Source organism: Promicromonospora soli (genome assembly GCF_014653785.1).
Taxonomy (GTDB): domain Bacteria; phylum Actinomycetota; class Actinomycetes; order Actinomycetales; family Cellulomonadaceae; genus Promicromonospora; species Promicromonospora soli.
This window is the reverse complement of record NZ_BNAS01000001.1, coordinates 114,716-138,116: the sequence shown is the minus strand read 5'-3', so window position 1 is coordinate 138,116 and position 23,401 is coordinate 114,716. Positions and strand designations below refer to the sequence as shown.

The window sequence follows — 23,401 nt, the reverse complement described above, 5'->3', positions numbered from 1 at the left end:
CGGCCGGCACCGAACGGGCCCGGACCCCCTCGCGGGAGTCCGGGCCTTCTCGTGTCCGGGTTCTCTTCGAGTTGCGGGTCACTGGGGGAGATGTCGCTATTGTTCCGGTCGTGACCCGCACCTCCTTCCCCTGGACCCGCCTCGGCTTCGCCGCCCTCGTCGTGGTCTCGCTCGGACTCGGGTGGTGGGGCCTCGCGCTCGACACCAGCCACCTGCCCGGGCGCACCTGGTACGACGTCGTCTACCACGACCTGCAGCTCTTCGTGATGGGCGCCGACCCGGCCAGCGGGGGCGGGCCGCTGTCCTGGCAGCTCCAGGTGGCGCGGTTCCTCGCGCCCGGCACCGCCGTCTACGCGCTGTTCGAGGCGGCCCGCGCCCTGTTCACGGGCGAGATCCGCCGGTTCAGGCACCGGCGGGCCAAGGGGCACGCCGTCGTCGTCGGGCAGACCGACGCCGCCGACACCGTCACCGCCGCACTGGAGGCGGCAGGCCACCGGGTCCTGCGCACCCCGGACGCCGCCGGGCTCGCCGACGTCGGCCTCACCGGCGCGACCGTCCTGTACGCGTGCGGCGACGACACCACCGACGCGACCGCCAACGTGCTGACCGTGGCCGAGGCGGAGAACGCCGTCCGCCGGGCGGGCAGCGGACCCGACCGGCTCTACGCCCACGTCAGCGACCCCGACCTCGGCGTCGCGCTCCAGGCGCGGCACCTGAGCTGCGCCGAGCCGGGCGTCGACTTCTTCACGCTCGACGTGATCGCCGCCCAGGCGCTCGCGGTGCGCGAGGTGCGGCGGATCGTGGACGGTCCGGCCGCGCCCGCGCCGGTGACCCACGTGGTGGTGGTCGGCTCGGGCGAGTTCGCCAAGGCCCTCGTGGTGGGGCTCGCCCGCGAGTGGGAGCTCGCGGGGGACGGCGTGCGCCTCGTGGTCGACCTGATGGCCGACGACGCCGGCCGGGTCGTCGAGGAGCTGCGTGGCCGGTGGTCACCGGTGGCCGAGAAGATCGACCTGCGGGCGGCCCCGGCGCTCGGCACGGGGAGCACCGCCGTTCCGGACACGGTGTACGTGTGCCATGCCTCAGAGGGCACCTCACTGCGGATCGCCCTCACGGCAACGAAGCTGTGGCACGGTGGCCCCGGCTCGCTGGTGCTCCTGCTCGACGGCCTGGCGGGGCTCACGGGCGCCTTCGGCACGGAGGCCTCGCGCGTCCTCGACAACCTCGACGGCCGGCTGCGCACCGTGACGATGCGCGACCTGCTCGCCGACGTCGAACGGGCGGAGGCCCGCGCCCACGCCGACATGTACGAGCGGATCGCGCGGTCCGTGCACCACGTGTACCTGCGCAACCAGCGGGAGCGCGGCGTCGCCTGGGGCGCGGTCCCCGCGATGGTGCGCTGGGAGGACCTCTCCCAGGACCTGCGGGCCTCCAACCGGGGCTGGGTGGTGGGCCTGCCCGCGCGCCTCGCGCGGATGGGCGCGACGATCGCGCCGCGCGACGGCGCTCCCGAGGTGGTGTTCGAGGGGGCCGAGCTGGACAAGCTCGCCGAGGCGGAGCACGAGCTGTGGGAGTCCGTGCGCGTGGCGCAGGGCTGGCGCAGCGGGCCGGTGCGGGACGACGAGGCCCGCGTGCACCCCATGATCGGCGTGCCGTGGTCCGAGCTGCCCGAGGAGAACCGGGAGAAGGACCGCGACGTGGTGCGCCTGCTGCCCGAGATCCTCGCGGAGTTCGGGCTGGAGGTCGTGCGGTACGCCGAGAGCCCGGTGCCCGCGGCGATGAGCTGACCGTGCGCTCGGTCCGGTGAGTCTGGTGTGCCGGGTGTGGGACTCGAACCCACATGTCCTTTCGGACAGCGCTTTTTGAGAGCGCCGCGTCTGCCTGTTCCGCCAACCCGGCCTGCCGGGACACGAACTGTGTCCCGGCGGACATCGAACCATACCGCTGGCCTGGGACCCAAGCCCGGGCACGCGACGTAGGATGTCCCCGTGACCGACGAGAACACCGAGAAGCTTTCCCTGGATCTGCCCCCGATGGTCGATGCCGAGCCGGAGGCCGCTCCCGCCCGCCCGTCCCGCCGCGCCGTCGTGGCGGAGGACGAGGCGCTCATCCGCATGGACGTGGTTGAGACTCTGCGCGAGGCAGGTTTCGACGTGGTCGGTGAGGCCGGCGACGGCGAGACCGCCGTCAACCTGGCGATCGAGCTGAAGCCCGACGTCGTCGTGATGGACGTCAAGATGCCCGAGCTGGACGGCATCTCCGCCGCCGAGCGCATCGGCAAGGCTCACGCTGCCCCTGTGGTGTTGCTCACCGCGTTCTCGCAGACGGAGCTCGTCGAGCGTGCCCGCGACGCCGGCGCCATGGCCTACGTGGTCAAGCCTTTCACCCCGGCCGACCTGCTGCCCGCGGTGGAGATCGCGATCTCGCGCTACTCGCAGATCGGCGCGCTGGAGGCCGAGGTCGCTGACCTCACCGAACGCTTCGAGACCCGCAAGCGCGTGGACCGCGCCAAGGGCCTGCTGATGACGAAGATGGGCCTGTCGGAGCCCGAGTCGTTCCGCTGGATCCAGAAGACCTCGATGGACCGCCGCCTCACCATGCGCGAGGTCGCGGACGCCGTCATCGAGCAGGTCGGCGCCTGACCCTGACGGCCGCCTAGAGCGGGTGAAAGTGGGGTTTGCGTGTTTTCTGCCGGGCCGGGTCGGGTCTAGTGTCTGCGCTTAGCTGCCCTTGAACCTCGGACCTCAGATCCCCGGGAGGAGATAAGCGTGCGCCCTGTGCTCGATATTCATCCCGCTCGCGAAGACGACCTGCCTGCCATCGCCGCCCTCGCCGCCGAGGCGCGTGACGACTCGCCCACCGGGGCGCAGCTCGGAGCGCAGGAGACCGACCGCCTGCTGGAGCACCTCAGCGTGCTGCTCTCGGCCGGAGGGCACGTGCTGGTCGCGGAGCAGGACGGGCAGGTCGTCGGCGTCGTTCTCGGTCGCGTCGTCGCGGCCTATCTCTTCGCGCAGCACGCAAGCCTGTACCTCGACATGCTCTTCGTCGCGCCCCGGGCGCGCCGCCACGGCGTCGGCCACGCGCTGCTCCGTGCGGCCGCGGATCTCGCGGCGGAGCACGAGTGTCACGACATCTACTCCGCGCCGGTGCCCGGCAACCGCGGAGTGCAGCGTTTCCTTGCCCGGCTCGGGTTCGCCCCGGCCGCGGGGCACCGCGTGGCGTCCGTCGCTGCGCTCCAGCGTCGCCTTGGGATCGATCCCACGGCGCGCGACGCCGGGCGCCGGTTCGGCCGCGGCGGCCTCGAGGACCTCATCGCCCGACGCCGTCGCGCCCGGTCCGTCATGGAGTCCGGGCCCATCGACATGCGGACGGTGGGCGGCGGCGCGCCGTCACGCCGCCACCCGGCGAAGGCCGGCTGAGGCTCAGCTCAGCTTGTTGTCGGCTGAGTGCGACGTTCCGCTTCGGGCGAGTGCCTCGCAAGCTCGGCCCTCACCCTGCGCTGCACTCTGCCCTCAGCCGAGGATCAGGCAGGTCAGGCGAGCCGTGCACACCCGCTTGCCGGCGTCGTCGGTGATGACTATCTCGTACGACGCCGTCGTGCGGCCCAGGTGGATCGCCGTCGCGGTGCCGGTGACGTAGCCCTCGCGGGCCCCGCGGTGGTGCGTGGCGCTCACCTCGATGCCGACGGTCTTCTTGTCCGGTCCGGCGTGCGCCTGCGCGGCGAGCGAGCCGAGCGTCTCGGCGAGCACGACGGAGGCGCCCCCGTGCAGCAGGCCCGCGGGCTGCGTGTTGCCCTTCACCGGGATGCGCCCGACCGCGCGGTCCGGCGCGAGCTCCAGGAGCTCCATCTCCATGCGCTCGAACAGCGTGCCCGTCGTGTCGACTCCGTACAGGGCTTTCCAGTCGATGGCGGGCCCGGAGGGCGTCGCGGAGGCGCTCGTGTCAGTCATGCGGGCTATGTTGTCAGGCGTGACCTCCACTGCGCCAAGCCGTACTCCGGGCAAGCCTCTACCGGGCCGCCCCCGTCTCCTGCTGATCGATGGCCACTCCATGGCCTATCGGGCGTTCTACGCGCTGCCCGACACCCTCGCGACCAGCTCAGGACAGATCACCAACGCCGTCTACGGCTTCACGTCGATGCTGACGAACCTCCTGCGGGACGAGCAGCCCACCCACATGGCGGTGGCGTTCGACGCCGGTCGTGTCACGTTCCGCACCGAGCGGTTCCCCGAGTACAAGGGCACGCGGGACGCCACGCCGGACGCGTTCAAGGGCCAGGTGCCGCTCATCAAGGAGGTGCTGGACGCCCTGCACGTCTCCTCGATCGAGCTCGCGGGCATCGAGGCGGACGACATCCTCGCGACCCTGGCGCTGGAGGCCAAGACGGCCGGCATGGAGGTGCTGGTGTGTTCCGGCGACCGCGACACGCTGCAGCTCGTGAACGGCGACGTCACCGTCCTGTACCCGAAGAAGGGCGTGTCCGAGCTGGCCCGCATGGACCCGGCTGCCGTCGAGGCGAAGTACGGCGTACCACCGGAGCGCTACCCGGACCTCGCGGCGCTCGTGGGCGAGACGAGCGACAACCTGCCGGGTGTACCCGGCGTCGGGCCCAAGACCGCCGCCAAGTGGATCACCGCGCACGGCGGCCTCGCCGCGCTGCTGGACGCCGCCGAGGAGATCAAGGGCAAGGCCGGCGAGAGCCTGCGCGAGCACCTCGAGCAGGTGCGGATCAACCGCGAGCTCAACCACCTGCTGACCGACGTCGAGCTCCCGCTCGGCGTGGCCGACCTCGCCCTGACGGGCTTCGACCGCGAGGCCGTGCACCTCGTGTCCGACACCCTGCAGTTCGGCCAGCTGCGCGACCGGCTGCTCGCCGTCGACCCGGCGGGTGCGGCCGCCGAGGAGACGACCGCCGGTTCCGACGCCAGCCTCGACCTGGCCGACGTCGCCCCGGGGACCCTCGGCGCCTGGCTCGCCGCCCGCACGGGGCGCGTGGGCGTCGAGGTGGCCGGCAAGGCCGTACCCGGCGGCGGGGACGCCTGGGCAGTGGCCGTGGCCGAGCCGGCGGGTGAGGCCGTCTACGTCGACCTCACACAGCTGGGGGCCGACGACGAGAAGGCGCTCGCGACCTGGCTCGGCGACGCGAGCGCGCCCAAGGTCCTGCACGGGGCGAAGGCGGCGGCCCACATGCTCGCCGCGCGCGGCATGGACCTCGAGGGCGTCGTGTTCGACACCGAGCTCGCGGCCTACCTGTGCCACCCGGACCAGCGTGGCTACGACCTGGGCGACCTCGCCGTGCGGCACCTCGGCCGGGAGCTCAAGGTCGCGGAGCCGGAGGGCGCACAGGGCGCGCTGGACCTGTCGCTCGAGGGTGAGGCCGAGGGGCAGGCGGAGGCGGTGCGCGCGCACGGCGTGGCCGAGCTGGCGACGGCCCTGGAGGGCGAGCTCGCCGACCGCGGCGCCACCCACCTGCTGGACGATGTGGAGCTGCCGCTGTCGGGCGTGCTGGCGCGGATGGAGCGCATCGGCATCGCGGCCGACACCGAGTACCTGACCAGCCTGGAGCAGCAGTTCGCGCAGGGGGTCGCGGACGCCGCGGGCGAGGCGTACGACGTGATCGGCCGTGAGGTGAACCTCGGCAGCCCCAAGCAGCTGCAGGAGGTCCTGTTCGACCAGCTCGGCATGCCCAAGACCAAGAAGATCAAGACGGGATACACCACCGACGCCGCGAGCCTGCAGGACCTGTTCGTCAAGACCGAGCACCCGTTCCTCGCCCACCTGCTGGCGCACCGCGACGTGTCCCGCCTGCGGGTGACGGTCGAGGGGCTCCTGAAGTCCGTGGCGCCCGACGGCCGCATCCACACGACGTTCCAGCAGACCATCGCCGCCACGGGCCGCCTGAGCTCGACCGACCCGAACCTGCAGAACATCCCGATCCGCACGGAGGCGGGCCGGCAGATCCGCCGGGCGTTCCGGGTCGGCGAGGGCTACGAGTCGCTGCTGACGGCCGACTACAGCCAGATCGAGATGCGGATCATGGCCCACCTGTCCGGGGACGAGGGCCTGATCGAGGCGTTCAACTCGGGGGAGGACCTGCACCGGTACGTGGGTTCGCGCGTGTTCGAGGTCGCGCCCGCCGACGTGACCGCCGAGATGCGGTCCAAGATCAAGGCCATGTCGTACGGCCTGGCATACGGCCTGAGCGCGTTCGGGCTGTCGCAGCAACTCAACATCGCCACGGGCGAGGCGCAGACCCTCATGAACGAATACTTCGAGCGGTTCGGCGGCGTGCGGGACTACCTCTCGGGCGTGGTCGAGGAGGCGCGCCCCACCGGGTACACCGCAACGATCCTCGGCCGGCGCCGCTACCTGCCGGACCTCACGAGCGACAACCGGCAGCGCCGGCAGATGGCGGAGCGCATGGCGCTCAACGCGCCCATCCAGGGCAGCGCCGCCGACATCATCAAGCTCGCCATGCTCAAGGTGCAGCACGAGCTCGACGACCGTGGGCTCAGCTCGCGCCTGCTGCTGCAGGTGCACGACGAGCTCGTGATCGAGGTCGCGCCGGGGGAGCGGGCCGCCGCCGAGGAGGTGCTGCGCAGCCAGATGGGCGCGGCATTCGTGCTCAACGTGCCGCTGGACGTCTCCGTGGGCACGGGATCGACCTGGCACGAGGCAGGTCACTGACGTGGCGCCCTACGTCGGCGTCTCCGTCACGAAGACCGCCGTACCCGGCAGGTAGCGGCCGCGTTCCGGGCCCCAGCCGCCCCAGACCTGGTCGTTCCAGTCCGGCCACTCAGGCTCGACCAGGTCGGTCAGGCGCAGCCCGGCAGCGGCGAGGTCCCGCACGTGGTCGCCGACGGTGCGGTGGTACTCCGCGTACTGGACGCGGCCCGCGGCGTCGGCCTCCACGTAGGGGCGCCGGTCGAAGTACGAGCGGGTAGCCGTCAGGCCGCGCCGCGTCGGGTCGTCCGGGAACGCCCACCGCAGGGGGTGGGTCACCGAGAACACCCACCGGCCGCCGGGCCGCAGCACGCGGGCGGCCTCGCGGTGCACGCGGACGGCGTCGGGCACGAACGGGATGGCGCCGAACGACGTGAAGGCGACGTCGAACGAGCCGTCGGCGAACGGCAGCGCCCGCGCGTCGGCCTGGACCCGCGGCACGACGACGCCGGTGGCGGCGTCGAGGGGGCCAGCGCCGGCCAGCATGCCGGCCGAATAGTCGGTGGCCACCGCCCGAGCCCCGCGCGAGATGAGCCAGCGCGAGCAGTGCGCGGCGCCGGCCCCGACCTCGAGCACGTCGCGGCCGGCGACGTCGCCCAGCAGGCCAGCCTCGGCCTCGGTCAGGCCCTCCGGGCCCCAGCGGAAACCGGCATCGCCGAGAAAGTCCCGGTGCTCCTCGAGGTACTCGTCGGCGTTGGCGTCCCACCAGGTCCGTGCGGCGCGGCCGTCGTCCGGCAGATCGCGGTAGCCGTAGGTCACGGGTTCGTTGTCGCTCACAGGGCCATCATCCCCGCCCGCACGTGCCGGTGAACCGCAGGCCAATTACCACATTCATAGCGGTAACAAAAGCATCACAATTGGATTGCGAGTGCCGACCGAAATACGGAAGCAACCAAACGACTCCTAAGGTCAAACGCAAACGTCTGCGCTTCGTCGTGTCCGAACCCGGACCCCGACGGAGCGCCCGAGGAAGGAGAGTGCCATGCGTCGACGCGCTACGCGCCTCGCGGGCGGCGTCACCTTGGTGACCACGCTCGCAGTAGCGCTGAGTGGTTGTGTCGCGAGCGAGCGGGACGCCGAGGGCGGCGAGGAGAGCGGCAAGGACACGTTCGTGTTCGCCGCCTCCGCTGACCCCGGTTCGCTCGACCCGGCGTTCGCCAGTGACGGCGAGTCGTTCCGGGTCGCACGCCAGATGTTCGAGGGTCTCGTCGGGGTCGAGCCCGGCACGGCCGACCCGGCCCCGCTGCTGGCGGAGACCTGGGACATCAGCGAGGACGGCCTGGAGTACACCTTCCACCTGAAGGAGGGCGTCAAGTTCCACGACGACACGGACTTCGACGCCGAGGCCGTGTGCTTCAACTTCGACCGCTGGGCGAACTGGACCGGCCTGGCCGCGTCCGAGTCGCTGTCGTACTACTACACGCACGTGTTCGGTGGTCAGGGCGAGAACGGCAAGTACGAGTCGTGCGAGGCCTCCGACGCCGCGACCGCCGTCGTCAAGCTGAAGAGCCCCCTGCCCGAGCTGGTCCCGGCTCTCTCGCTGCCGTCGTTCTCCATGCAGTCGCCCGCGGCGCTGGAGGAGTTCAAGGCGGACGAGGTCGGCGGCGCCGAGGACGCCCCCGAGCTCTCGGCGTACGCCACGGAGCACCCGGTCGGCACCGGCCCGTACACGTTCGAGGAGTGGAAGACCGGCGAGTCGATCACCCTCAACGCATTCGACGGGTACTGGGGCGAGATCGCCGACGTCAAGTCGATCGTCTTCACGGTGATCGCCGAGCCCACCGCCCGCCGTCAGGCGCTCGAGGCCGGTGACATCGACGGGTACGACCTGGTCGCCCCGGCCGACGTCGACGCGCTCGAGCAGGCCGGCTTCCAGATCCTGGACCGCGACCCGTTCAACATCCTGTACCTGGGCATGAACCAGAAGGCCAAGCCGCTGGACGACCCGCTGGTGCGCCAGGCGATCGCCCACGCGATCGACAAGGAGGCGCTGGTCGCGGCCGCGCTGCCGGAGGGCACCGAGGTCGCCACGCAGTTCGTCCCCTCGATCGTCTCGGGCTACAGCGAGGACGTCCCGACGTACGAGTTCGACCAGGACAAGGCGCGGGATCTTCTGGCGGAGGCCGGGCAGGAGAACCTCGAGCTCGAGTTCAACTACCCGACCGACATCTCGCGGCCGTACATGCCGGACCCCGCGGCGATCTTCGAGGCCATCTCGGCCGACCTCGAGGAGGTCGGCATCACGGTGACGGCGACGCCGGAGCCGTGGAGCCCCACCTACCTCGACACCATCCAGGGCAGCGAGAAGCACGGCCTGCACCTGCTGGGCTGGACTGGTGACTACAACGACACCTACAACTTCATCGGCACGTTCTTCGGTGCGGAGTCGTCCGAGTGGGGCTTCAACGACCCCGACCTCTTCAAGAGCCTCGCCGACGCCCGCTACGCCGACGTCGACCAGCAGGAGGAGCTGTACAAGGCCGCGAACGAGGCCGTCATGGAGTTCCTGCCGGGCGTGCCGCTGGCCAGCCCGGTGCCTTCGCTCGCGTTCACGGACGTCGTCCAGGGCTACCCGGTCTCGCCGGTCCAGGACGAGGTCTACAACGTCATCACGTTCTCGGAGTGAGAGAAGGCTGATGACATGCCTAGGGCGCATCACGTCTTAGGGTGAAGTGCTCAGGTCGGGGCGCGGCGCCTGCCGCGCCCCGACCGCTGTCCGTGACATTCGAGGAACCCACCGAGGATAGGTATGATCCGCCTCATCGTGCAGCGGCTGCTGCTCTTGATACCGCTGCTCCTAGGGCTGTCGGTCCTGTTGTTCGCCTGGGTCCGGGCGCTGCCCGGCGGCCCCGCGACCGCCCTGCTGGGCGAGCGGGCCACGCCGGAGGCAATCGCCCGGATCAACACCCTGTACGGGTTCGACCAGCCGCTGTACATCCAGTACTTCAAGTACCTGACCCGCCTGCTGCAGGGCGACTTCGGCGTCTCCACGCGGACCGCCCGTCCGGTGCTCGACGAGTTCATCACGCGGTTCCCCGCGACGATCGAGCTGACCGTGGTGGCCCTGATCATCGCGATCGGCATCGGCATCCCGCTCGGCTACGTCGCGGCCCGCCGCGCCGGATCGATCATCGACCACTCGTCGGTGGTCGTGTCGCTGATCGGCGTGACCGTGCCCGTGTTCTTCCTCGCGTTCATCCTGAAGTACGTGTTCGCCGTGGAGCTGGGCTGGTTCCCGTCCACCGGGCGTCAGGACCCGACGATCAACGCGACGCACCCGACGAACTTCTACGTGCTGGACGGGATACTCACCGGTGAGTGGGACGCCGCGTGGGACGCGCTGATGCACCTGGTCCTGCCGGGTATCGCGCTCGGCACCATCCCGCTAGCGATCGTGGCGCGCATGACGCGCGCAGCAGTGTCCGAGGTGCAGAACGCCGACTACGTCCGCACCGCCCGCGCCAAGGGCATCAAGCCCGCGCGGCTGCGCGGTGACCACATCCTGAAGAACTCGATGCTCCCGGTGCTGACGACGATCGGCCTGCAGGTCGGTCTGCTGCTCTCGGGCGCCGTCCTGACCGAGACGGTGTTCGCGTTCGCCGGCATCGGCTCGTTCCTCGCCGAGGCCGTGTTCAACGCGGACTACCCGGTGATGCAGGGCTTCGTCCTGCTGATCGCGGTCGTCTACGCCCTCGTAAACCTGTTCGTCGACGTGTCGTACGGGCTGATCGACCCCCGGCTGAGGAGGCAACAGTGAGTGCCAACGAGCTTCCGCTGACCGACGGTGCGGCCGCCGCGCCGCTCCACACCAGCATCCACGGCGACGGTCCCGGCGGTGAGGACCACGCCGGCGAGGGTGTCTGGGGACGCGCCTGGCGCACGCTCCGCAAGAACCCAGTGGCCATCACCGGCTTCATCATCGTCGCGGCCTTCGTGCTGGTGGCGCTGTTCGCGCCGTGGCTGGCCCCCTACGGCCCCCACGAGCTGCCGGGCCGCGACGAGGTACGCCCGACGATGATCCCCGGCCCGTCGGCCGAGTACCCGCTGGGCCTGGACCGCTACGGCGGCGACGTGCTGAGCAAGCTGATCTGGGGCGCCCGCGCGTCGCTCCTCGTCGGCGTCCTGTCCACGCTGTTCGGCCTGGCCGGCGGCATGGCCCTCGGCCTGCTCGCGGGCTGGTTCGGCAAGTGGGTCGACTTCGGCGCGATGCGTCTGGTCGACCTCATGCTGTCCGTGCCGTCGCTGCTCCTGGCTGTGTCGATCGCCGCGATCGCCGGTCAGTCGTCGATGTCGGTGATCGTCGCGATCGGCGTCGTGCAGATACCGATCTTCGCCCGGCTGCTGCGCGGCTCGATGCTCGCGCAGCGCGGCCAGGACTACGTGCTGGCCGCGTCGGCACTGGGCCTGAGCCGGCGGTCGGTGACGATGAGCCACGTGCTGCCCAACAGCGTCGGCCCGGTCATCGTGCAGGCCACGCTGACCCTCGCCACGGCCGTGATCGAGGCCGCGGCGCTCTCCTTCCTGGGCCTGGGCGGCGGCGAGCCGTCCACCGCGGAATGGGGGCGCATGCTCACCGCGGCGCAGCAGGAGCTGGCGGTCGCACCACGCCTGGCGATCCTGCCCGGCATCTGCATCGCCGTGACGGCCCTCGGCTTCACCCTCGTGGGCGAGAGCCTGCGCGAGGCCCTCGACCCCCGGAACAGGACCCGACGATGAGCGACACCCCTGAGAAGACCCCCGCCACCTTGCCCGGCTCGATTGCCGACGACAGGGCCGACGACAGGGCCGACGACGTCGTCCTGCGCGTCGAGGACCTGTGCGTCGACTTCCGGACGGAGAACGGCGCCGCACGCGCCGTGTCGAACGCGAGCCTGACCGTCCGGCGCGGCCAGACCGTCGCGATCGTGGGGGAGTCCGGCTCCGGCAAGACCACCCTCGCCATGGCGGTGCTGGGCTTGCTGGCGAGCAACGGCTCGGTGGCCGAGGGGCACATCTGGTTCAAGGACGAGGACCTGGGCCGTGTATCAACGCAGCGCATGGCGCACCTGCGGGGCACGGAGCTGGGCCTCGTGCCGCAGGACCCGATGACCAACCTCAACCCGATCATGCGGATCGGGCAGCAGATCGACGAGGGCCTGATCGACAACGGCCTGCGGTCCCGCCGGGACGCGCGGACCCGCACGGTCGAGCTGCTCGACGAGGTGGGCCTGCCCGACGCGGGCCGTCGGGCCAGCCAGTACCCGCACGAGTTCTCCGGCGGCATGCGCCAGCGCGCGCTCATCGCCATGGGCCTGTCGGCCCGGCCGGCGCTGCTGGTCGCGGACGAGCCGACGTCGGCCCTCGACGTGACCGTGCAGCGGGGCATCCTGGACCAGCTCGCGGGCCTTACCGAGGACCTGGGTACCGCGGTGCTGCTCATCACGCACGACCTCGGCCTCGCGGCCGAGCGGGCCGACACCGTGGTGGTCATGTACCAGGGCGAGATCGTGGAGCAGGGCCCGGCCCGCCGGGTGCTCACCGCGCCGCAGCACGACTACACCAAGCGCCTCATGGCGGCGGCCCCGTCGCTCGCCTCCCGCCGCATCGAGATCGCGCGCGAGCGCGGCCTGGACGACGTGCTGGACGACGCCCTGCTGGCTCCCGGCGAGGACGGGGCGGCCGACGGCACGGCCGCGGCCGACTTCCTCGTGTCCGTCAAGGACGTGAGCAAGGTCTTCTCGATCCGCGGCAGCGGCCTGCTGTCCCGCAGCAGGGACTTCACGGCCGTGGACGGCGTGAGCCTCGACATCCCGCGCGGTTCCACCGTGGCGGTGGTGGGGGAGTCGGGCTCGGGCAAGTCGACCCTGGCGCGGATGATCCTCGACATCGAGAAGCCCACCACGGGCACGATCACGTTCGACGGCGTCCTCGTGGGCGCCGGGGGGCACCGGGACCAGATCGCCTACCGGCGCCGGGTACAGCCCGTGTTCCAGGACCCGTACTCGTCGCTGGACCCGCTCTACTCGGTGTTCCGCGCCATCGAGGAGCCGCTGCGCGCGCACAACTACGGCGACGCCGCGGCTCGGCGGGCCCGCGTGGAGGAGCTCGCCGAGCAGGTGGCGCTGAGCAAGGGCCAGCTACGGCGGTTCCCCGCCGAGCTGTCGGGCGGCCAGCGGCAGCGGGTGGCGATCGCGCGCGCCCTGGCGCTGTCGCCCGAGCTCGTGGTGTGCGACGAGGCGGTCTCGGCGCTCGACGTGGTGGTCCAGGCACAGATCCTGCAGCTGCTCGCCGGCCTGCAGGAGGAGCTCGGCCTCACCTACCTCTTCATCACCCACGACCTCGCCGTCGTGCGGCAGATCGCCGACCGCGTGCTGGTGATGCAGGAGGGCCGCGTGGTCGAGGAGGGGACCGTCGACGAGGTCTTCGACTCGCCGGCCACCGACTACACGCGGGCGCTGCTCGACGCCATCCCAGGCAAGGATCTGGAGCTGGCGCTCTGAACCCCGCTACCTGGGCGGACACCCGCCGAACCGTTGCCTCGAACCGTTCCGCAGGCCGGAATTCTGAGGCTCGTGCCACTCTCGCTCGCGTTGACCGGGGCACTGCGACGCCACTAGGATGACTGGCGGTGCCGTGCGCCTTTTGGCGACCATCGGTACCTCACGAGCACAGCACAAGCAGAGCTCAAACAGACCCTGTCCGTACTACGCCATGTCCGCATCGGAGCATCGAACTCAATGACCATCTCCACCCCTGCGAAGTCCGCACCCCAGGTTGCCATCAACGACATCGGCACCGAGGAGGACTTCCTTGCTGCCATCGACGCCACCATCAAGTACTTCAACGATGGTGACATCGTCGAAGGCACGATCGTCAAGGTGGACCGCGACGAGGTCCTTCTCGACATCGGCTACAAGACCGAGGGTGTGATCCCGTCCCGGGAGCTCTCGATCAAGCACGACGTCGACCCTGGCGAGGTTGTCGCCGTCGGTGACGCTGTCGAGGCCCTGGTCCTCCAGAAGGAGGACAAGGAAGGCCGCCTGATCCTGTCCAAGAAGCGCGCACAGTACGAGCGCGCCTGGGGCACGATCGAGAAGATCAAGGAAGAGGACGGCGTCGTCACCGGCACCGTCATCGAGGTCGTCAAGGGCGGCCTCATCCTCGACATCGGCCTGCGCGGCTTCCTCCCCGCCTCTCTCGTGGAGATGCGTCGTGTCCGCGACCTCCAGCCGTACGTCGGCAAGGAGATCGAGGCCAAGATCATCGAGCTCGACAAGAACCGGAACAACGTCGTGCTCTCGCGCCGTGCCTGGCTCGAGCAGACGCAGTCCGAGGTTCGCTCCACCTTCCTGCAGACGCTGCAGAAGGGCCAGGTGCGCCCGGGTGTCGTCTCCTCGATCGTCAACTTCGGTGCGTTCGTGGACCTCGGCGGCGTCGACGGTCTGGTGCACGTCTCCGAGCTGTCCTGGAAGCACATCGACCACCCGTCCGAGGTCGTCGAGGTGGGCCAGGAGGTCACCGTCGAGGTGCTCGACGTCGACTTCGACCGCGAGCGTGTCTCCCTGTCGCTGAAGGCGACGCAGGAGGACCCGTGGCAGACCTTCGCCCGCACGCACGCCATCGGTCAGGTCGTGCCGGGTAAGGTCACCAAGCTGGTTCCGTTCGGCGCGTTCGTCCGCGTCGAGGACGGCATCGAGGGCCTGGTCCACATCTCGGAGCTGGCCGTGCGCCACGTCGAGCTGCCGGAGCAGGTCGTCACCGTCGGTGCCGAGGTGTTCGTCAAGGTCATCGACATCGACCTGGAGCGCCGCCGCATCTCGCTGTCGCTCAAGCAGGCCAACGAGGGCGTGGACCCGGAGTCCGAGGACTTCGACCCCGCGCTGTACGGCATGGCCGCCGAGTACGACGACGCCGGGAACTACAAGTACCCGGACGGCTTCGACCCGGAGACCAACGAGTGGCTCGAGGGCTTCGAGGCGCAGCGCGAGGCGTGGGAGGCGGAGTACGCCAAGGCGCACGAGCGCTGGACCGCGCACCGCAAGCAGGTCGCCGAGGCGCTCACCGCGGACACCGAGGCGACGACCGACGCCCCGGCCGCCGCTCCGGCCGGTGGCAGCACGACCTACTCCTCGGCTCCGGTCGAGGAGGTCGGGACCCTGGCTTCGGACGAGGCGCTCGCTGCGCTCCGCGAGAAGCTCACGGGCAACTGACCTGAGCTGTCCGACGGCCCGTCGCCCCTTCGGGGGCGGCGGGCCGTCGTCGTGTTCTCTCAGGCGTGCTGCGGGTGCTCGTGGGCTGAGTGCGTGCGCGGCTCGACCTGGAACGTGGAGTGCTCCACCGCGATGTCGAAGTGCTCGGCGACGCACTCCTGCAGCTGGTCCAGGATGCGGGCCGCGTGGCCGTCGGTGAAGCAGTCGGTGCCGACCACCACGTGGGCGCTGATCACCGGCAGCCCGGTGGCGATCAGGGACGCGTGCATATCGTGCACGTCCTCGACGTGGTCCAGCTTCAGCAGGTGCGCACGGACCTCGTCGAGGTCCAGGCCGGGCGGTGAGGACTCCAGGAGCACCGAGACCGTCTCGCGCAGCAGCCTGAGCGCCCGCGGGAGGATCAGGGCGCCGATGAGCAGCCCCGCGAGGACGTCGGCCCGCTGCCAGCCCGTCAGCGTGATGACGACTGCCGCAACCACCACCGCGAGCGATCCCAGCGCGTCGTTCGCCACCTCGAGGAACGCGGCGCGCAGGTTCAGGTTCGCGGACCGCCGCCCGGCGAGGACGGCCATCGCGGCGATGTTGCCGGCCAGACCGATCACCCCGAAGACGACAAGCTCGGGGCCGGGCACGTCGGGCGGCGACGCCAGCCGCGCGATGCCCTCCACCAGGACGTACACACCCACGACCAGCAGCACGCCGGCCTGGGCGAGCGCCGCGATCACCTCTGCCCGGCGGTAGCCCCAGGTGCGCCGGGCCGACGGCGGACGCTGGGCAAGGTGTGCCGCGAACAGGGCCATCGCGAGGCCGGCGGCGTCCGTCAGCAGGTGAACCGTGTCGACCAGCAGAGCGAGGCTGCCCGTGAGCACGGCGCCGACGATCTGGGCGAGCAGCACCGCCGCGGTGATCGTGAACGCGGCGGTCAGGCGGCCGCGGTGGCCGTCCGGCAGGTGATGGTCGTGGAAGTCCACACGGCACATCCTCCCAGCCCCGGCCGCCGAGCACCCGCCCAGTTCTTTGCACGAAGAGCGGCGTGCTTTCCTTGTGCTCTTGCGGCACCGAGCGACTCGCTCTGGTGCCCACCGTCGTTCCGTTGTAGCGTTCTTCTTGCGAGGGGCAGTAGCCCCGAGAAGTGAGCCCGGGAGCCCGCCCTTTCGACGGGTAACCCGGGCTTCGCGCTGTCACGAACCATCGATCTCGATGACCTCCGTCACGGCGTCACGCACCTTGTCGCGCCATTCTCCGCCACGCTGCCAGCACCACGCGATGGCATCGGGAATCCACAGGAGCGCGTCGCTGTGTCGGTCTGCGTGGTCGTAGCGGATCGATGTCTTGACCAGTTCCTGGAAACGGGACGCCACCTTCGAGGTCTAGACGGCTAGGTTAGTGTCACCGGTGCTGGGATGCCTGCCGAGGTGGACCATCGCCTGGCTGCGCTCCGTGCCATCAGCTCCCGCTCATGCCGTCTCGGCGAACTGGGTGCGGTACAGGTCGGCGTACAGGCCCCCGGCGGCGATGAGCTGGGCGTGCGTGCCGGACTGGGCCACGCGGCCGTCGTCGAGCACCACTATGCGGTCCGCCGCGCGGACCGTGGACAGCCGGTGCGCGATGACCAGCGACGTCCGCCCGGCGAGCGCGTGGTCGAGTGCCATCTGCACGGCGGCCTCGGACTCCGAGTCGAGGTGCGCAGTGGCCTCGTCGAGCACCACCACGTCGGGCGCCTTCAGGAGCAGCCGCGCGATGGCGAGGCGCTGCCGCTCGCCGCCGGACAGCCGGTAGCCGCGGTCGCCGACCACGGTCTCCAGGCCCTCGGGCAGCCGGTCGACCAGGTCCCAGATGCGCGCCTGGCGCAGCACCCGCTCGAGGTCGGCGTCCGTCGCCTCCGGCCGGACGAACCGTAGGTTCGCCGCCATCGTGTCGTGGAACAGGTGCGCGTCCTGCGAGACGACGCCGACGGTCGCCCGCAGCGATGCGAACGTGACGTCCCGCAGGTCGGTCCCGGCGATGCGCACCGCGCCCGACGTCGGGTCGTACATGCGGCTGACCAGCTGTGACACCGTGGTCTTGCCCGCACCGGACGGGCCGACGAGCGCCACCATCGAACCCGCGGGAACCTCGAAGGAGACGTCGTGCAGCGTGTCCGTCGTCGGGTCCTTGCGCTGCCCCGCTACCGACTCCAGGGAGGCGAGCGACACCTCGTCGGCCCGCGGGTACCGGAATGTCACGCCCGTCAGGGAGACGGAGGCACCACGGGCGGCGACGGCGGCACGCAGGTCGACGGCGTCCGGCTTCTCGGCGACCGACGGCTCCAGGTCAAGCACCTCGAGCACCCGCTCGAACGAGACCAGCGCCGTCATCACGTCGACCTGGACGTTCGCCATGGCCGTCAGCGGGCCGTACAGGCGAGTGAGGTACGTGGCGAGGGCCACGACGGTGCCCACCGTGAGCTCGCCGGCGATCGCCTGCAGGCCGCCCATCCCGTACACGCCGGCCACGGCCAGGGACGCGATGGTGGACAGGCCCACCCGGAACCAGGTCCCGAACAGGGCGGTCCGGACGCCCACGTCGCGGCGCTCGCGGGCGGGCTCGGCGAACCGCTCGGACTCGGTGGCCGGGTCGCCGAAGACCTTCACGAGGTGGGCGCCGGCCACGTTGAAGCGCTCGTTCATGACCTGGCCCAGGTCGGCGTCGACCTCCATGCCGCGGCGGGTCAGGACGGCGAGCCGGCGGCCGAACCAGCGCGCCGGGAAAACGAACAGCGGCACCAGCACGAGGGCGCCGAGCGTGAGCTCCCACGACATCGTGAACATCGCCGCGAGCGTGAACGCGATGGTCAGGGTGTTGGAGACCACCGTCTGCAGGGTCGAGGTGAACGCGCGCTGGGCTCCGAGCACGTCCCCGTTGAGACGCTGCACGAGGGCCCCGGTGCGGGCCCGGGAGAAGAACGCGAGCGGCATGCGCTGGACGTGGTCGAACACGGCGATCCGCAGGTCGAGGATGAGCCCCTCGCCGACCTGGGACGAGACGAGCCGGTCCGCGACGGACAGCCCGGCGGCCACGATGGCGAGCAGCCCCGCGGCGCCGGCGAGCAGGACCACCAGGCGCGTGTCGCCGTCGACGATGCCGTGGTCGATGATCCGCTGGAAGAGCAGCGGAGTGGCGGCGCCTGCCGCGGCCTCCAGGGCCAGGATCAGCACGAACAGGATCAGCCGGCCCCGGTACGGCCGCGCGAAGCCGACGATGCGCCGCAGCGTGGCCCACCCCACACGCTGGTGCGTGACCGAACCGTCCTGTGTGAAGGACCGCATCGCGCGGCCGCCGCCCATGCTCCCGCCGCCTCCGTGCATGCTCACGCTCGCATCGTCCCACGGGGCCCGGCCACTGGAGACCATGGACGGCCTCGGGGACCAGGCGCGCACAGGCGCGACGACGATAGCGGGTGAACCGAGGGTGACCTGGACCACAGGGGTGTTACGCATTCGTCGCCGCTCGTGATAGAAACCCTCGATCGGGCGTCTACGCAGGTCGCCCCCCTATTTCGACGGATGATTCGATGAATCTCGACGGGTGGAGGGCCATGTCTGACCGGGAACCGCAGCGAAGCGGAGGTCGGGTGGCTCTGGTGGACCTGACCGGCACGGAGGACATGGCCGCGGCGCTGCGCGAGCTCCAGGACCACTGGGGGCCGGTGGCCCCGGTCGACCTGGAGCCGGGCGTGCCGGGCTGGCTCGTGCTCGGGCACGCAGAGGTCATGGAGGTGATGCGCACGGAGAGCGTCTTCGCCCGGAACCCCCGGCACTGGAAGGAGCAGCTGCCGCGGGAGTCCTCCCTGCACGCCATCCTCTCCCCGGCCGGGCGCCGGGCGCTCTACTACGCGGACGGACCGGACCACCGGCGGCTGCGCCTCCCCGTGGACGAGGCGTTCGCCGGGATCGATGAGGCGCGCACCGCCGCGCTCGTGCGCGGCGTCTGCAGCCGGCTCATCGACTCGTTCTCCGCCCAGGGCCAGGCCGACCTGATCGGCGGGTACGCGGCGGCGGTGTCGTTCCTGGCCGTGTCGGGCATGTTCGGGTTCGACGACAAGCAGGGGATCGCCCTGCTGCGCTGCGCGAGCGAGGTCTTCGGGCACGGGGGTGACCCCGTGGCCGCCCTGGCCACGATGGACCAGATCGTGCTGGACCACGTCCTCGCGACCAGAGAGGCGCCCGGGCAGGACCTGACCGCCAGCTTCGTCGCGCACCCGAACTTCCAGGACGACACGGAGATCGTGCACTCCATGGTGGTCGCGATCTGCGCGGCGAACGAGATGCTCGTGACCTGGATCGCGGCCACTCTGCGCCGCATGCTCACCGACCCCCGGTACACGGGCCGCGTCACGGGCGTGCGCCGCGGCCTGGACGACGCGATGGACGAGACGCTGTGGCGCGAGCCGCCCGTGGCGAACCTGCCGGCCCGGTATGCCGTGACGGACTGCACGCTCGGCTCGGCGCACATCCGGGCCGGGGACGCGATAGTGATGGGCTTGGCCGCCGCGAACAACGACCCGCGGGTTCGGCCCGCGGACGACCTGTTCGAGGCGGGCAACCGGTCGCACCTGTCGTTCGGCGTCGGGCCGCACGCGTGCCCAGCGCGGCGGCCGGGCCGGCTTGTCGTGAAGATCGCCGTGGAGAGCCTCATGGAGCGGCTGGACCTGCGGCTCAGCGACCCCGACGTGACGTGGGCGCCGTCGCCCTGGTCGCGCTACCCAGCGGTGCTGCCGGTGACGTTCACACCCGAGCGTCAGGTGGCCCGCACGCCGGCCCGGGCCTGACCCGCCGCTGACCTGCGCCCGCGACCCACGTCTGACAGGTGCGGGCCCGAGAGGGCAGGATGGGTCCATGTTTCGCATCGGACTCACCGGAGGGATCGCGGCCGGCAAATCGGTCGCGGCCAAGCGCCTCACCGAGCTCGGCGCCCTCGTGATCGACCACGACCTGCTGGCCCGGGAGGCGGTGGCACCCGGCTCGGTCGGCCTGGCCGAGGTCGTCGAGGCGTTCGGCGACGGCGTCCTCGCCGCGGACGGCAGCCTCGACCGGCCGGGCCTGGGCGCGCTCGTCTTCGCCGACGCCGCCGCCCTCAGCCGCCTGAACGGCATAGTGCATCCCGAGGTGCGCCGGCTGTCGGCGGAACGGGAGGCCAAGGCGGCGGCAGCGGACCCGGGCGCCGTCGTCGTGCACGACATCCCGCTGCTGGTGGAGACCGGGCAGGCCGACCACTTCCACCTGTTGGTGGTGGTGCATACCCCCGCCGAGCAGCGCGTGCGCCGCCTCGTGGAGGGGCGCGGGCTGAGCGAGGACGCCGCCCGCTCCCGCCTCGCCTCGCAGGCCACGGACGACGAACGGCTCGCCGCGGCGGACGTCACGCTCGACGGGTCGGGGAGCGAGGACGACCTGCGCGCCCAGGTGGATACTCTGTGGCAGCGTGTGGCCGGAGAGGTCGCGCAGGAGGCGGAGGCTGACTCCGTGTGATCGGCCGGCTCCGGTGATCCGGCCAAGGTGAGGAGCGTGCGCGATGAAGGTCTTGGTCACTGGGTTCGAGCCGTTCGGCGGTGACGCCGTCAACGCCTCCGCTGAGGCGGTCGAGGCCCTCGCCGCGAGCTGGGCCGGTCCGGACGAGCTGGTCACCGCAGTGCTTCCCGTGGCGTTCGACGAGGTCCGCGCCGTGGACGGCGCGCTGCTGCGGCTGCTGGACGAGCACGCCCCGGACGTCGTCGTCGCGGTGGGACTGGCCGACGGCATCACGAAGGTGCAGCTCGAGCAGGTGGCCATCAACCTCATGGACGCGCGAATCCCCGACAACAACGGCGCCCAGCCCGTCGACGCACCCGTGGCCGACGGCGGTCCCGCCGCCTGGTTCACCACCCTGCCGGTCAAGGCCGCTGCCGCCGCCGTGCGCGAGGCGGGCGTCCCCGCGGCCGTCAGCTACAGCGCCGGGACCTACGTCTGCAACGCCACCTTCTACGCCCTGCAGCACGCGCTGGCGGCGCGGCCGGGCGTGCTCTCCGGCTTCGTCCACGTGCCGCGCACCACTGAGGAGGTCGGGGGTAAGGCCGCGGCCTCGGCCCTGTCCGACGGCGGCGAGCCGCACCTGCCGCTCGCCGCGCTCGCCGGCGCCCTGGAGACAGTGGCCCGCACGGCGCTCGCGGCGGCACGCGGCGAGGTGGAGGAGCCTGCGGCGGCAGCGGGGACGCTGCACTGACCCGACCTCCCGCTCGGGAGTGTCAGTGGTCCGCCGTACCGTAGTCACATGCGACCCGTGACCGACCTGCAGCGCACGGTGGCCCCGTTCGAGGTCATCTCCGAGTACGAGCCCGCCGGCGACCAGCCGACGGCGATCGCCGACCTGACCGAACGCATCCAGGCCGGCGAGAAGGACGTGGTGCTGCTCGGCGCCACGGGTACGGGCAAGTCGGCGACGACGGCCTGGCTCGTCGAGAAGCTGCAGCGCCCGACCCTCGTGATGGCGCCCAACAAGACCCTCGCCGCGCAGCTCGCCACGGAGTTCCGGGAGCTGCTGCCGAACAACGCGGTCGAGTACTTCGTGTCGTACTACGACTACTACCAGCCCGAGGCGTACATCGCGCAGACGGACACCTACATCGAGAAGGACTCCTCCATCAACGACGAGGTGGAGCGGCTGCGGCACTCGGCCACCTCGTCGCTGCTGACGCGGCGCGACGTGATCGTGGTCGCCTCGGTCTCCTGCATCTACGGCCTGGGTACGCCGCAGGAGTACGTGGACCGTATGGTCCGGCTCGACGTGGGCGACGTGATCGACCGCGACCAGCTGCTGCGCCAGTTCGTGACCATGCAGTACACGCGCAACGACATGTCGTTCACCCGCGGCACCTTCCGGGTGCGCGGCGACACCGTCGAGATCATCCCGGTGTACGAGGAGCTGGCGATCCGCATCGAGATGTTCGGCGACGAGATCGAGTCGATCCAGACGCTGCACCCGCTCACCGGTGACGTGGTGCGCAACGAGCAGTCGATCTACGTGTTCCCGGCCACGCACTACGTGGCGGGCCCGGAGCGTATGGAACGCGCCATCGGCGGCATCGAGAAGGAGCTCGAGGACCGGCTGGCCGAGCTGGAGAAGCAGGGCAAGCTGCTGGAGGCGCAGCGGCTGCGCATGCGGACCACGTACGACATCGAGATGATGCGTTCGATCGGCACCTGCAGCGGCATCGAGAACTACTCGATGCACATCGACGGCCGCGAGCAGGGCACGGCGCCCAACACGCTGCTCGACTACTTCCCCGAGGACTTCCTGCTCGTCATCGACGAGTCCCACCAGACCGTGCCCCAGATCGGCGCGATGTACGAGGGTGACGCCTCCCGCAAGCGGGCGCTGGTGGACCACGGCTTCCGCCTGCCGAGCGCCATGGACAACCGCCCGCTGAAGTGGGAGGAGTTCACCGAGCGCATCGGGCAGACCGTGTACCTGTCGGCGACCCCTGGCGACTACGAGCGCTCGCTGTCCGACGGCGTGGTCGAGCAGGTCATCCGCCCGACCGGCCTGGTGGACCCCGAGATCGTCGTGAAGCCGACTACCGGCCAGATCGACGACCTGCTGGGCGAGATCCACGACCGGGTGGAGCGCAACGAGCGCGTGCTGGTCACGACGCTGACCAAGAAGATGGCCGAGGACCTCACCGACTACTTCCTGGAGCGCAACGTGCGGGTGCGCTATCTGCACTCCGACGTGGACACGCTGCGCCGTGTCGAGCTGCTGCGCGAGCTGCGGCTCGGCGAGTACGACGTGCTCGTGGGCATCAACCTGCTGCGCGAGGGCCTGGACCTGCCCGAGGTGTCGCTGGTGGCGATCCTCGACGCCGACAAGGAGGGCTTCCTGCGGTCCGGGCGGTCCCTCATCCAGACCATCGGCCGCGCGGCTCGAAACGTGTCCGGCCAGGTGCACATGTACGCGGACAAGATCACTCCGGCAATGCGCGAGGCGATCGACGAGACCACTCGGCGGCGCGAGAAGCAGGTCGCGTACAACACCGAGCGCGGCCTCGACCCGCAGCCGCTGCGCAAGAAGATCGCGGACGTCACCGACATGCTCGCCCGCGAGGACCTCGACACACAGGAGCTGCTGGCCGGCGGATTCCGGAACAGCCGCAAGGGCAGGGGCGAGGGCCGGGGCGCCCGGGTGCCGGGCACGCCGAAGGAGGCAGCGACGTCGGGCAACCGGCTGGCCGGCGCCGCCGCGAGCGAGCTTGCCGAGCTCATCCAGGAGCTCACCGACCAGATGCACGCGGCGGCTGCGGAGCTGCAGTTCGAGGTGGCGGCGCGGCTGCGCGACGAGATCTCTGGGCTCAAGAAGGAGCTGCGACAGATGCAGGCCGCGACGGCGTAACCCGGGTCCGGATGGTCCCGAGGTCTGCCCGCGACAACCATCGGGTTCATCCTTGACCTGGTCACAGAGCCGGAGGACGCTGTTCCCGCAAG

General features: G+C 71.0%; 18 protein-coding genes and 1 tRNA gene. 13 read left to right on the top strand and 6 right to left on the bottom strand.

Annotated elements, in window-relative coordinates; genetic code table 11:
• Positions 1-110 precede the first annotated feature (110 nt).
• Positions 111-1,784: a RyR domain-containing protein gene (locus tag IE250_RS00590; RefSeq protein WP_189667348.1), complete on the top strand. Its 1,674-nt coding sequence runs from the start codon at positions 111-113 to the stop codon at positions 1,782-1,784.
• A 28-nt stretch (positions 1,785-1,812) separates the two neighbouring features.
• Here IE250_RS00590 and IE250_RS00585 read toward each other — a convergent pair.
• A tRNA-Leu gene (locus tag IE250_RS00585) sits at positions 1,813-1,896 on the bottom strand.
• Between the two features lie 134 nt (positions 1,897-2,030).
• Here IE250_RS00585 and IE250_RS00580 point away from each other — a divergent pair.
• Both IE250_RS00580 and IE250_RS00575 read left to right on the top strand, forming a co-directional pair.
• The gene (locus IE250_RS00580; RefSeq protein WP_229872167.1) at positions 2,031-2,639 is read left to right on the top strand and encodes an ANTAR domain-containing response regulator; all 609 of its coding nucleotides are present in this window, start codon (positions 2,031-2,033) and stop codon (positions 2,637-2,639) included.
• Between the two features lie 126 nt (positions 2,640-2,765).
• On the top strand, positions 2,766-3,416 hold the full coding sequence (locus IE250_RS00575) for a GNAT family N-acetyltransferase (RefSeq protein ID WP_189667346.1): 651 nt from the start codon (positions 2,766-2,768) through the stop codon (positions 3,414-3,416).
• A gap of 93 nt (positions 3,417-3,509) precedes the next feature.
• Here IE250_RS00575 and IE250_RS00570 read toward each other — a convergent pair whose 3' ends face one another.
• Complete coding sequence (locus IE250_RS00570; RefSeq protein ID WP_373301542.1) at positions 3,510-3,947, bottom strand: PaaI family thioesterase; 438 nt, start codon at positions 3,945-3,947, stop codon at positions 3,510-3,512.
• Positions 3,948-3,954: 7 nt separating this feature from the next.
• On the opposite strand from IE250_RS00570, the gene polA reads away from it, so the two are divergent.
• Positions 3,955-6,684, top strand: a complete 2,730-nt coding sequence (gene polA / locus IE250_RS00565) for a DNA polymerase I (RefSeq protein WP_268247759.1) — start codon at positions 3,955-3,957, stop codon at positions 6,682-6,684.
• Positions 6,685-6,693: 9 nt separating this feature from the next.
• On the opposite strand, the gene IE250_RS00560 is transcribed toward polA, so the two are convergent.
• Positions 6,694-7,497: a class I SAM-dependent methyltransferase gene (locus IE250_RS00560; protein ID WP_189667345.1), complete on the bottom strand. Its 804-nt coding sequence runs from the start codon at positions 7,495-7,497 to the stop codon at positions 6,694-6,696.
• 205 nt (positions 7,498-7,702) lie between these two features.
• On the opposite strand from IE250_RS00560, the gene IE250_RS00555 reads away from it, so the two are divergent.
• From IE250_RS00555 to rpsA, 5 genes are all read left to right on the top strand, one after another.
• Positions 7,703-9,346: an ABC transporter substrate-binding protein gene (locus IE250_RS00555; RefSeq protein WP_189667344.1), complete on the top strand. Its 1,644-nt coding sequence runs from the start codon at positions 7,703-7,705 to the stop codon at positions 9,344-9,346.
• 123 nt (positions 9,347-9,469) lie between these two features.
• On the top strand, positions 9,470-10,477 hold the full coding sequence (locus IE250_RS00550; RefSeq protein ID WP_189667343.1) for an ABC transporter permease: 1,008 nt from the start codon (positions 9,470-9,472) through the stop codon (positions 10,475-10,477).
• Positions 10,478-10,533: 56 nt separating this feature from the next.
• Positions 10,534-11,436: an ABC transporter permease gene (locus IE250_RS00545; protein WP_229872164.1), complete on the top strand. Its 903-nt coding sequence runs from the start codon at positions 10,534-10,536 to the stop codon at positions 11,434-11,436.
• Entirely contained in the window at positions 11,433-13,199 is a 1,767-nt protein-coding gene (locus tag IE250_RS00540) for a dipeptide ABC transporter ATP-binding protein (RefSeq protein WP_229872021.1), read from the top strand. Before IE250_RS00545 ends, IE250_RS00540 begins: the two co-directional genes overlap by 4 nt.
• Before the next feature lie 237 nt (positions 13,200-13,436).
• Positions 13,437-14,909 carry a 30S ribosomal protein S1 gene (gene rpsA / locus IE250_RS00535; protein WP_189667342.1) on the top strand — a complete coding sequence of 491 codons (1,473 nt, stop codon included), beginning with the start codon at positions 13,437-13,439 and terminating at the stop codon, positions 14,907-14,909.
• A 59-nt stretch (positions 14,910-14,968) separates the two neighbouring features.
• Here rpsA and IE250_RS00530 read toward each other — a convergent pair whose 3' ends face one another.
• From IE250_RS00530 to IE250_RS00520, 3 genes are all read right to left on the bottom strand, one after another.
• Entirely contained in the window at positions 14,969-15,889 is a 921-nt protein-coding gene (locus IE250_RS00530; protein ID WP_189667341.1) for a cation diffusion facilitator family transporter, read from the bottom strand.
• Between the two features lie 201 nt (positions 15,890-16,090).
• Positions 16,091-16,270 (bottom strand): hypothetical protein, encoded by a 180-nt coding sequence (locus IE250_RS00525; protein WP_189667340.1) that lies wholly within the window; start codon positions 16,268-16,270, stop codon positions 16,091-16,093.
• A gap of 96 nt (positions 16,271-16,366) precedes the next feature.
• Complete coding sequence (locus IE250_RS00520; RefSeq protein WP_229872163.1) at positions 16,367-18,256, bottom strand: ABC transporter ATP-binding protein; 1,890 nt, start codon at positions 18,254-18,256, stop codon at positions 16,367-16,369.
• Between the two features lie 266 nt (positions 18,257-18,522).
• Here IE250_RS00520 and IE250_RS00515 point away from each other — a divergent pair, with 266 nt between their 5' ends.
• From IE250_RS00515 to uvrB, 4 genes are all read left to right on the top strand, one after another.
• Complete coding sequence (locus IE250_RS00515; protein WP_229872020.1) at positions 18,523-19,719, top strand: cytochrome P450; 1,197 nt, start codon at positions 18,523-18,525, stop codon at positions 19,717-19,719.
• Positions 19,720-19,786: 67 nt separating this feature from the next.
• Positions 19,787-20,416 (top strand): dephospho-CoA kinase, encoded by a 630-nt coding sequence (coaE, locus tag IE250_RS00510; RefSeq protein ID WP_189667338.1) that lies wholly within the window; start codon positions 19,787-19,789, stop codon positions 20,414-20,416.
• Positions 20,417-20,459: 43 nt separating this feature from the next.
• Positions 20,460-21,146, top strand: a complete 687-nt coding sequence (gene pcp, locus IE250_RS00505) for a pyroglutamyl-peptidase I (RefSeq protein WP_189667337.1) — start codon at positions 20,460-20,462, stop codon at positions 21,144-21,146.
• 48 nt (positions 21,147-21,194) lie between these two features.
• Positions 21,195-23,309: an excinuclease ABC subunit UvrB gene (gene uvrB, locus IE250_RS00500; protein ID WP_189667336.1), complete on the top strand. Its 2,115-nt coding sequence runs from the start codon at positions 21,195-21,197 to the stop codon at positions 23,307-23,309.
• The last annotated feature ends 92 nt before the right edge of the window (positions 23,310-23,401 follow it).

What these genes read in the sequence shown, in the direction of transcription:
- uvrB (WP_189667336.1), top strand. Translation starts at nt 21,195, where the DNA reads ATGCGACCCGTGACCGACCTGCAGCGCACGGTGGCCCCGTTCGAGGTC.
- IE250_RS00550 (WP_189667343.1), top strand. Translation starts at nt 9,470, where the DNA reads ATGATCCGCCTCATCGTGCAGCGGCTGCTGCTCTTGATACCGCTGCTC.
- IE250_RS00555 (WP_189667344.1), top strand. Translation starts at nt 7,703, where the DNA reads ATGCGTCGACGCGCTACGCGCCTCGCGGGCGGCGTCACCTTGGTGACC.
- IE250_RS00580 (WP_229872167.1), top strand. Translation starts at nt 2,031, where the DNA reads ATGGTCGATGCCGAGCCGGAGGCCGCTCCCGCCCGCCCGTCCCGCCGC.
- IE250_RS00570 (WP_373301542.1), bottom strand. Translation starts at nt 3,947, where the DNA reads ATGACTGACACGAGCGCCTCCGCGACGCCCTCCGGGCCCGCCATCGAC.
- polA (WP_268247759.1), top strand. Translation starts at nt 3,955, where the DNA reads ATGTTGTCAGGCGTGACCTCCACTGCGCCAAGCCGTACTCCGGGCAAG.
- IE250_RS00530 (WP_189667341.1), bottom strand. Translation starts at nt 15,889, where the DNA reads ATGTGCCGTGTGGACTTCCACGACCATCACCTGCCGGACGGCCACCGC.
- IE250_RS00520 (WP_229872163.1), bottom strand. Translation starts at nt 18,256, where the DNA reads ATGCACGGAGGCGGCGGGAGCATGGGCGGCGGCCGCGCGATGCGGTCC.
- pcp (WP_189667337.1), top strand. Translation starts at nt 20,460, where the DNA reads ATGAAGGTCTTGGTCACTGGGTTCGAGCCGTTCGGCGGTGACGCCGTC.
- IE250_RS00540 (WP_229872021.1), top strand. Translation starts at nt 11,433, where the DNA reads ATGAGCGACACCCCTGAGAAGACCCCCGCCACCTTGCCCGGCTCGATT.
- rpsA (WP_189667342.1), top strand. Translation starts at nt 13,437, where the DNA reads ATGACCATCTCCACCCCTGCGAAGTCCGCACCCCAGGTTGCCATCAAC.
- coaE (WP_189667338.1), top strand. Translation starts at nt 19,787, where the DNA reads ATGTTTCGCATCGGACTCACCGGAGGGATCGCGGCCGGCAAATCGGTC.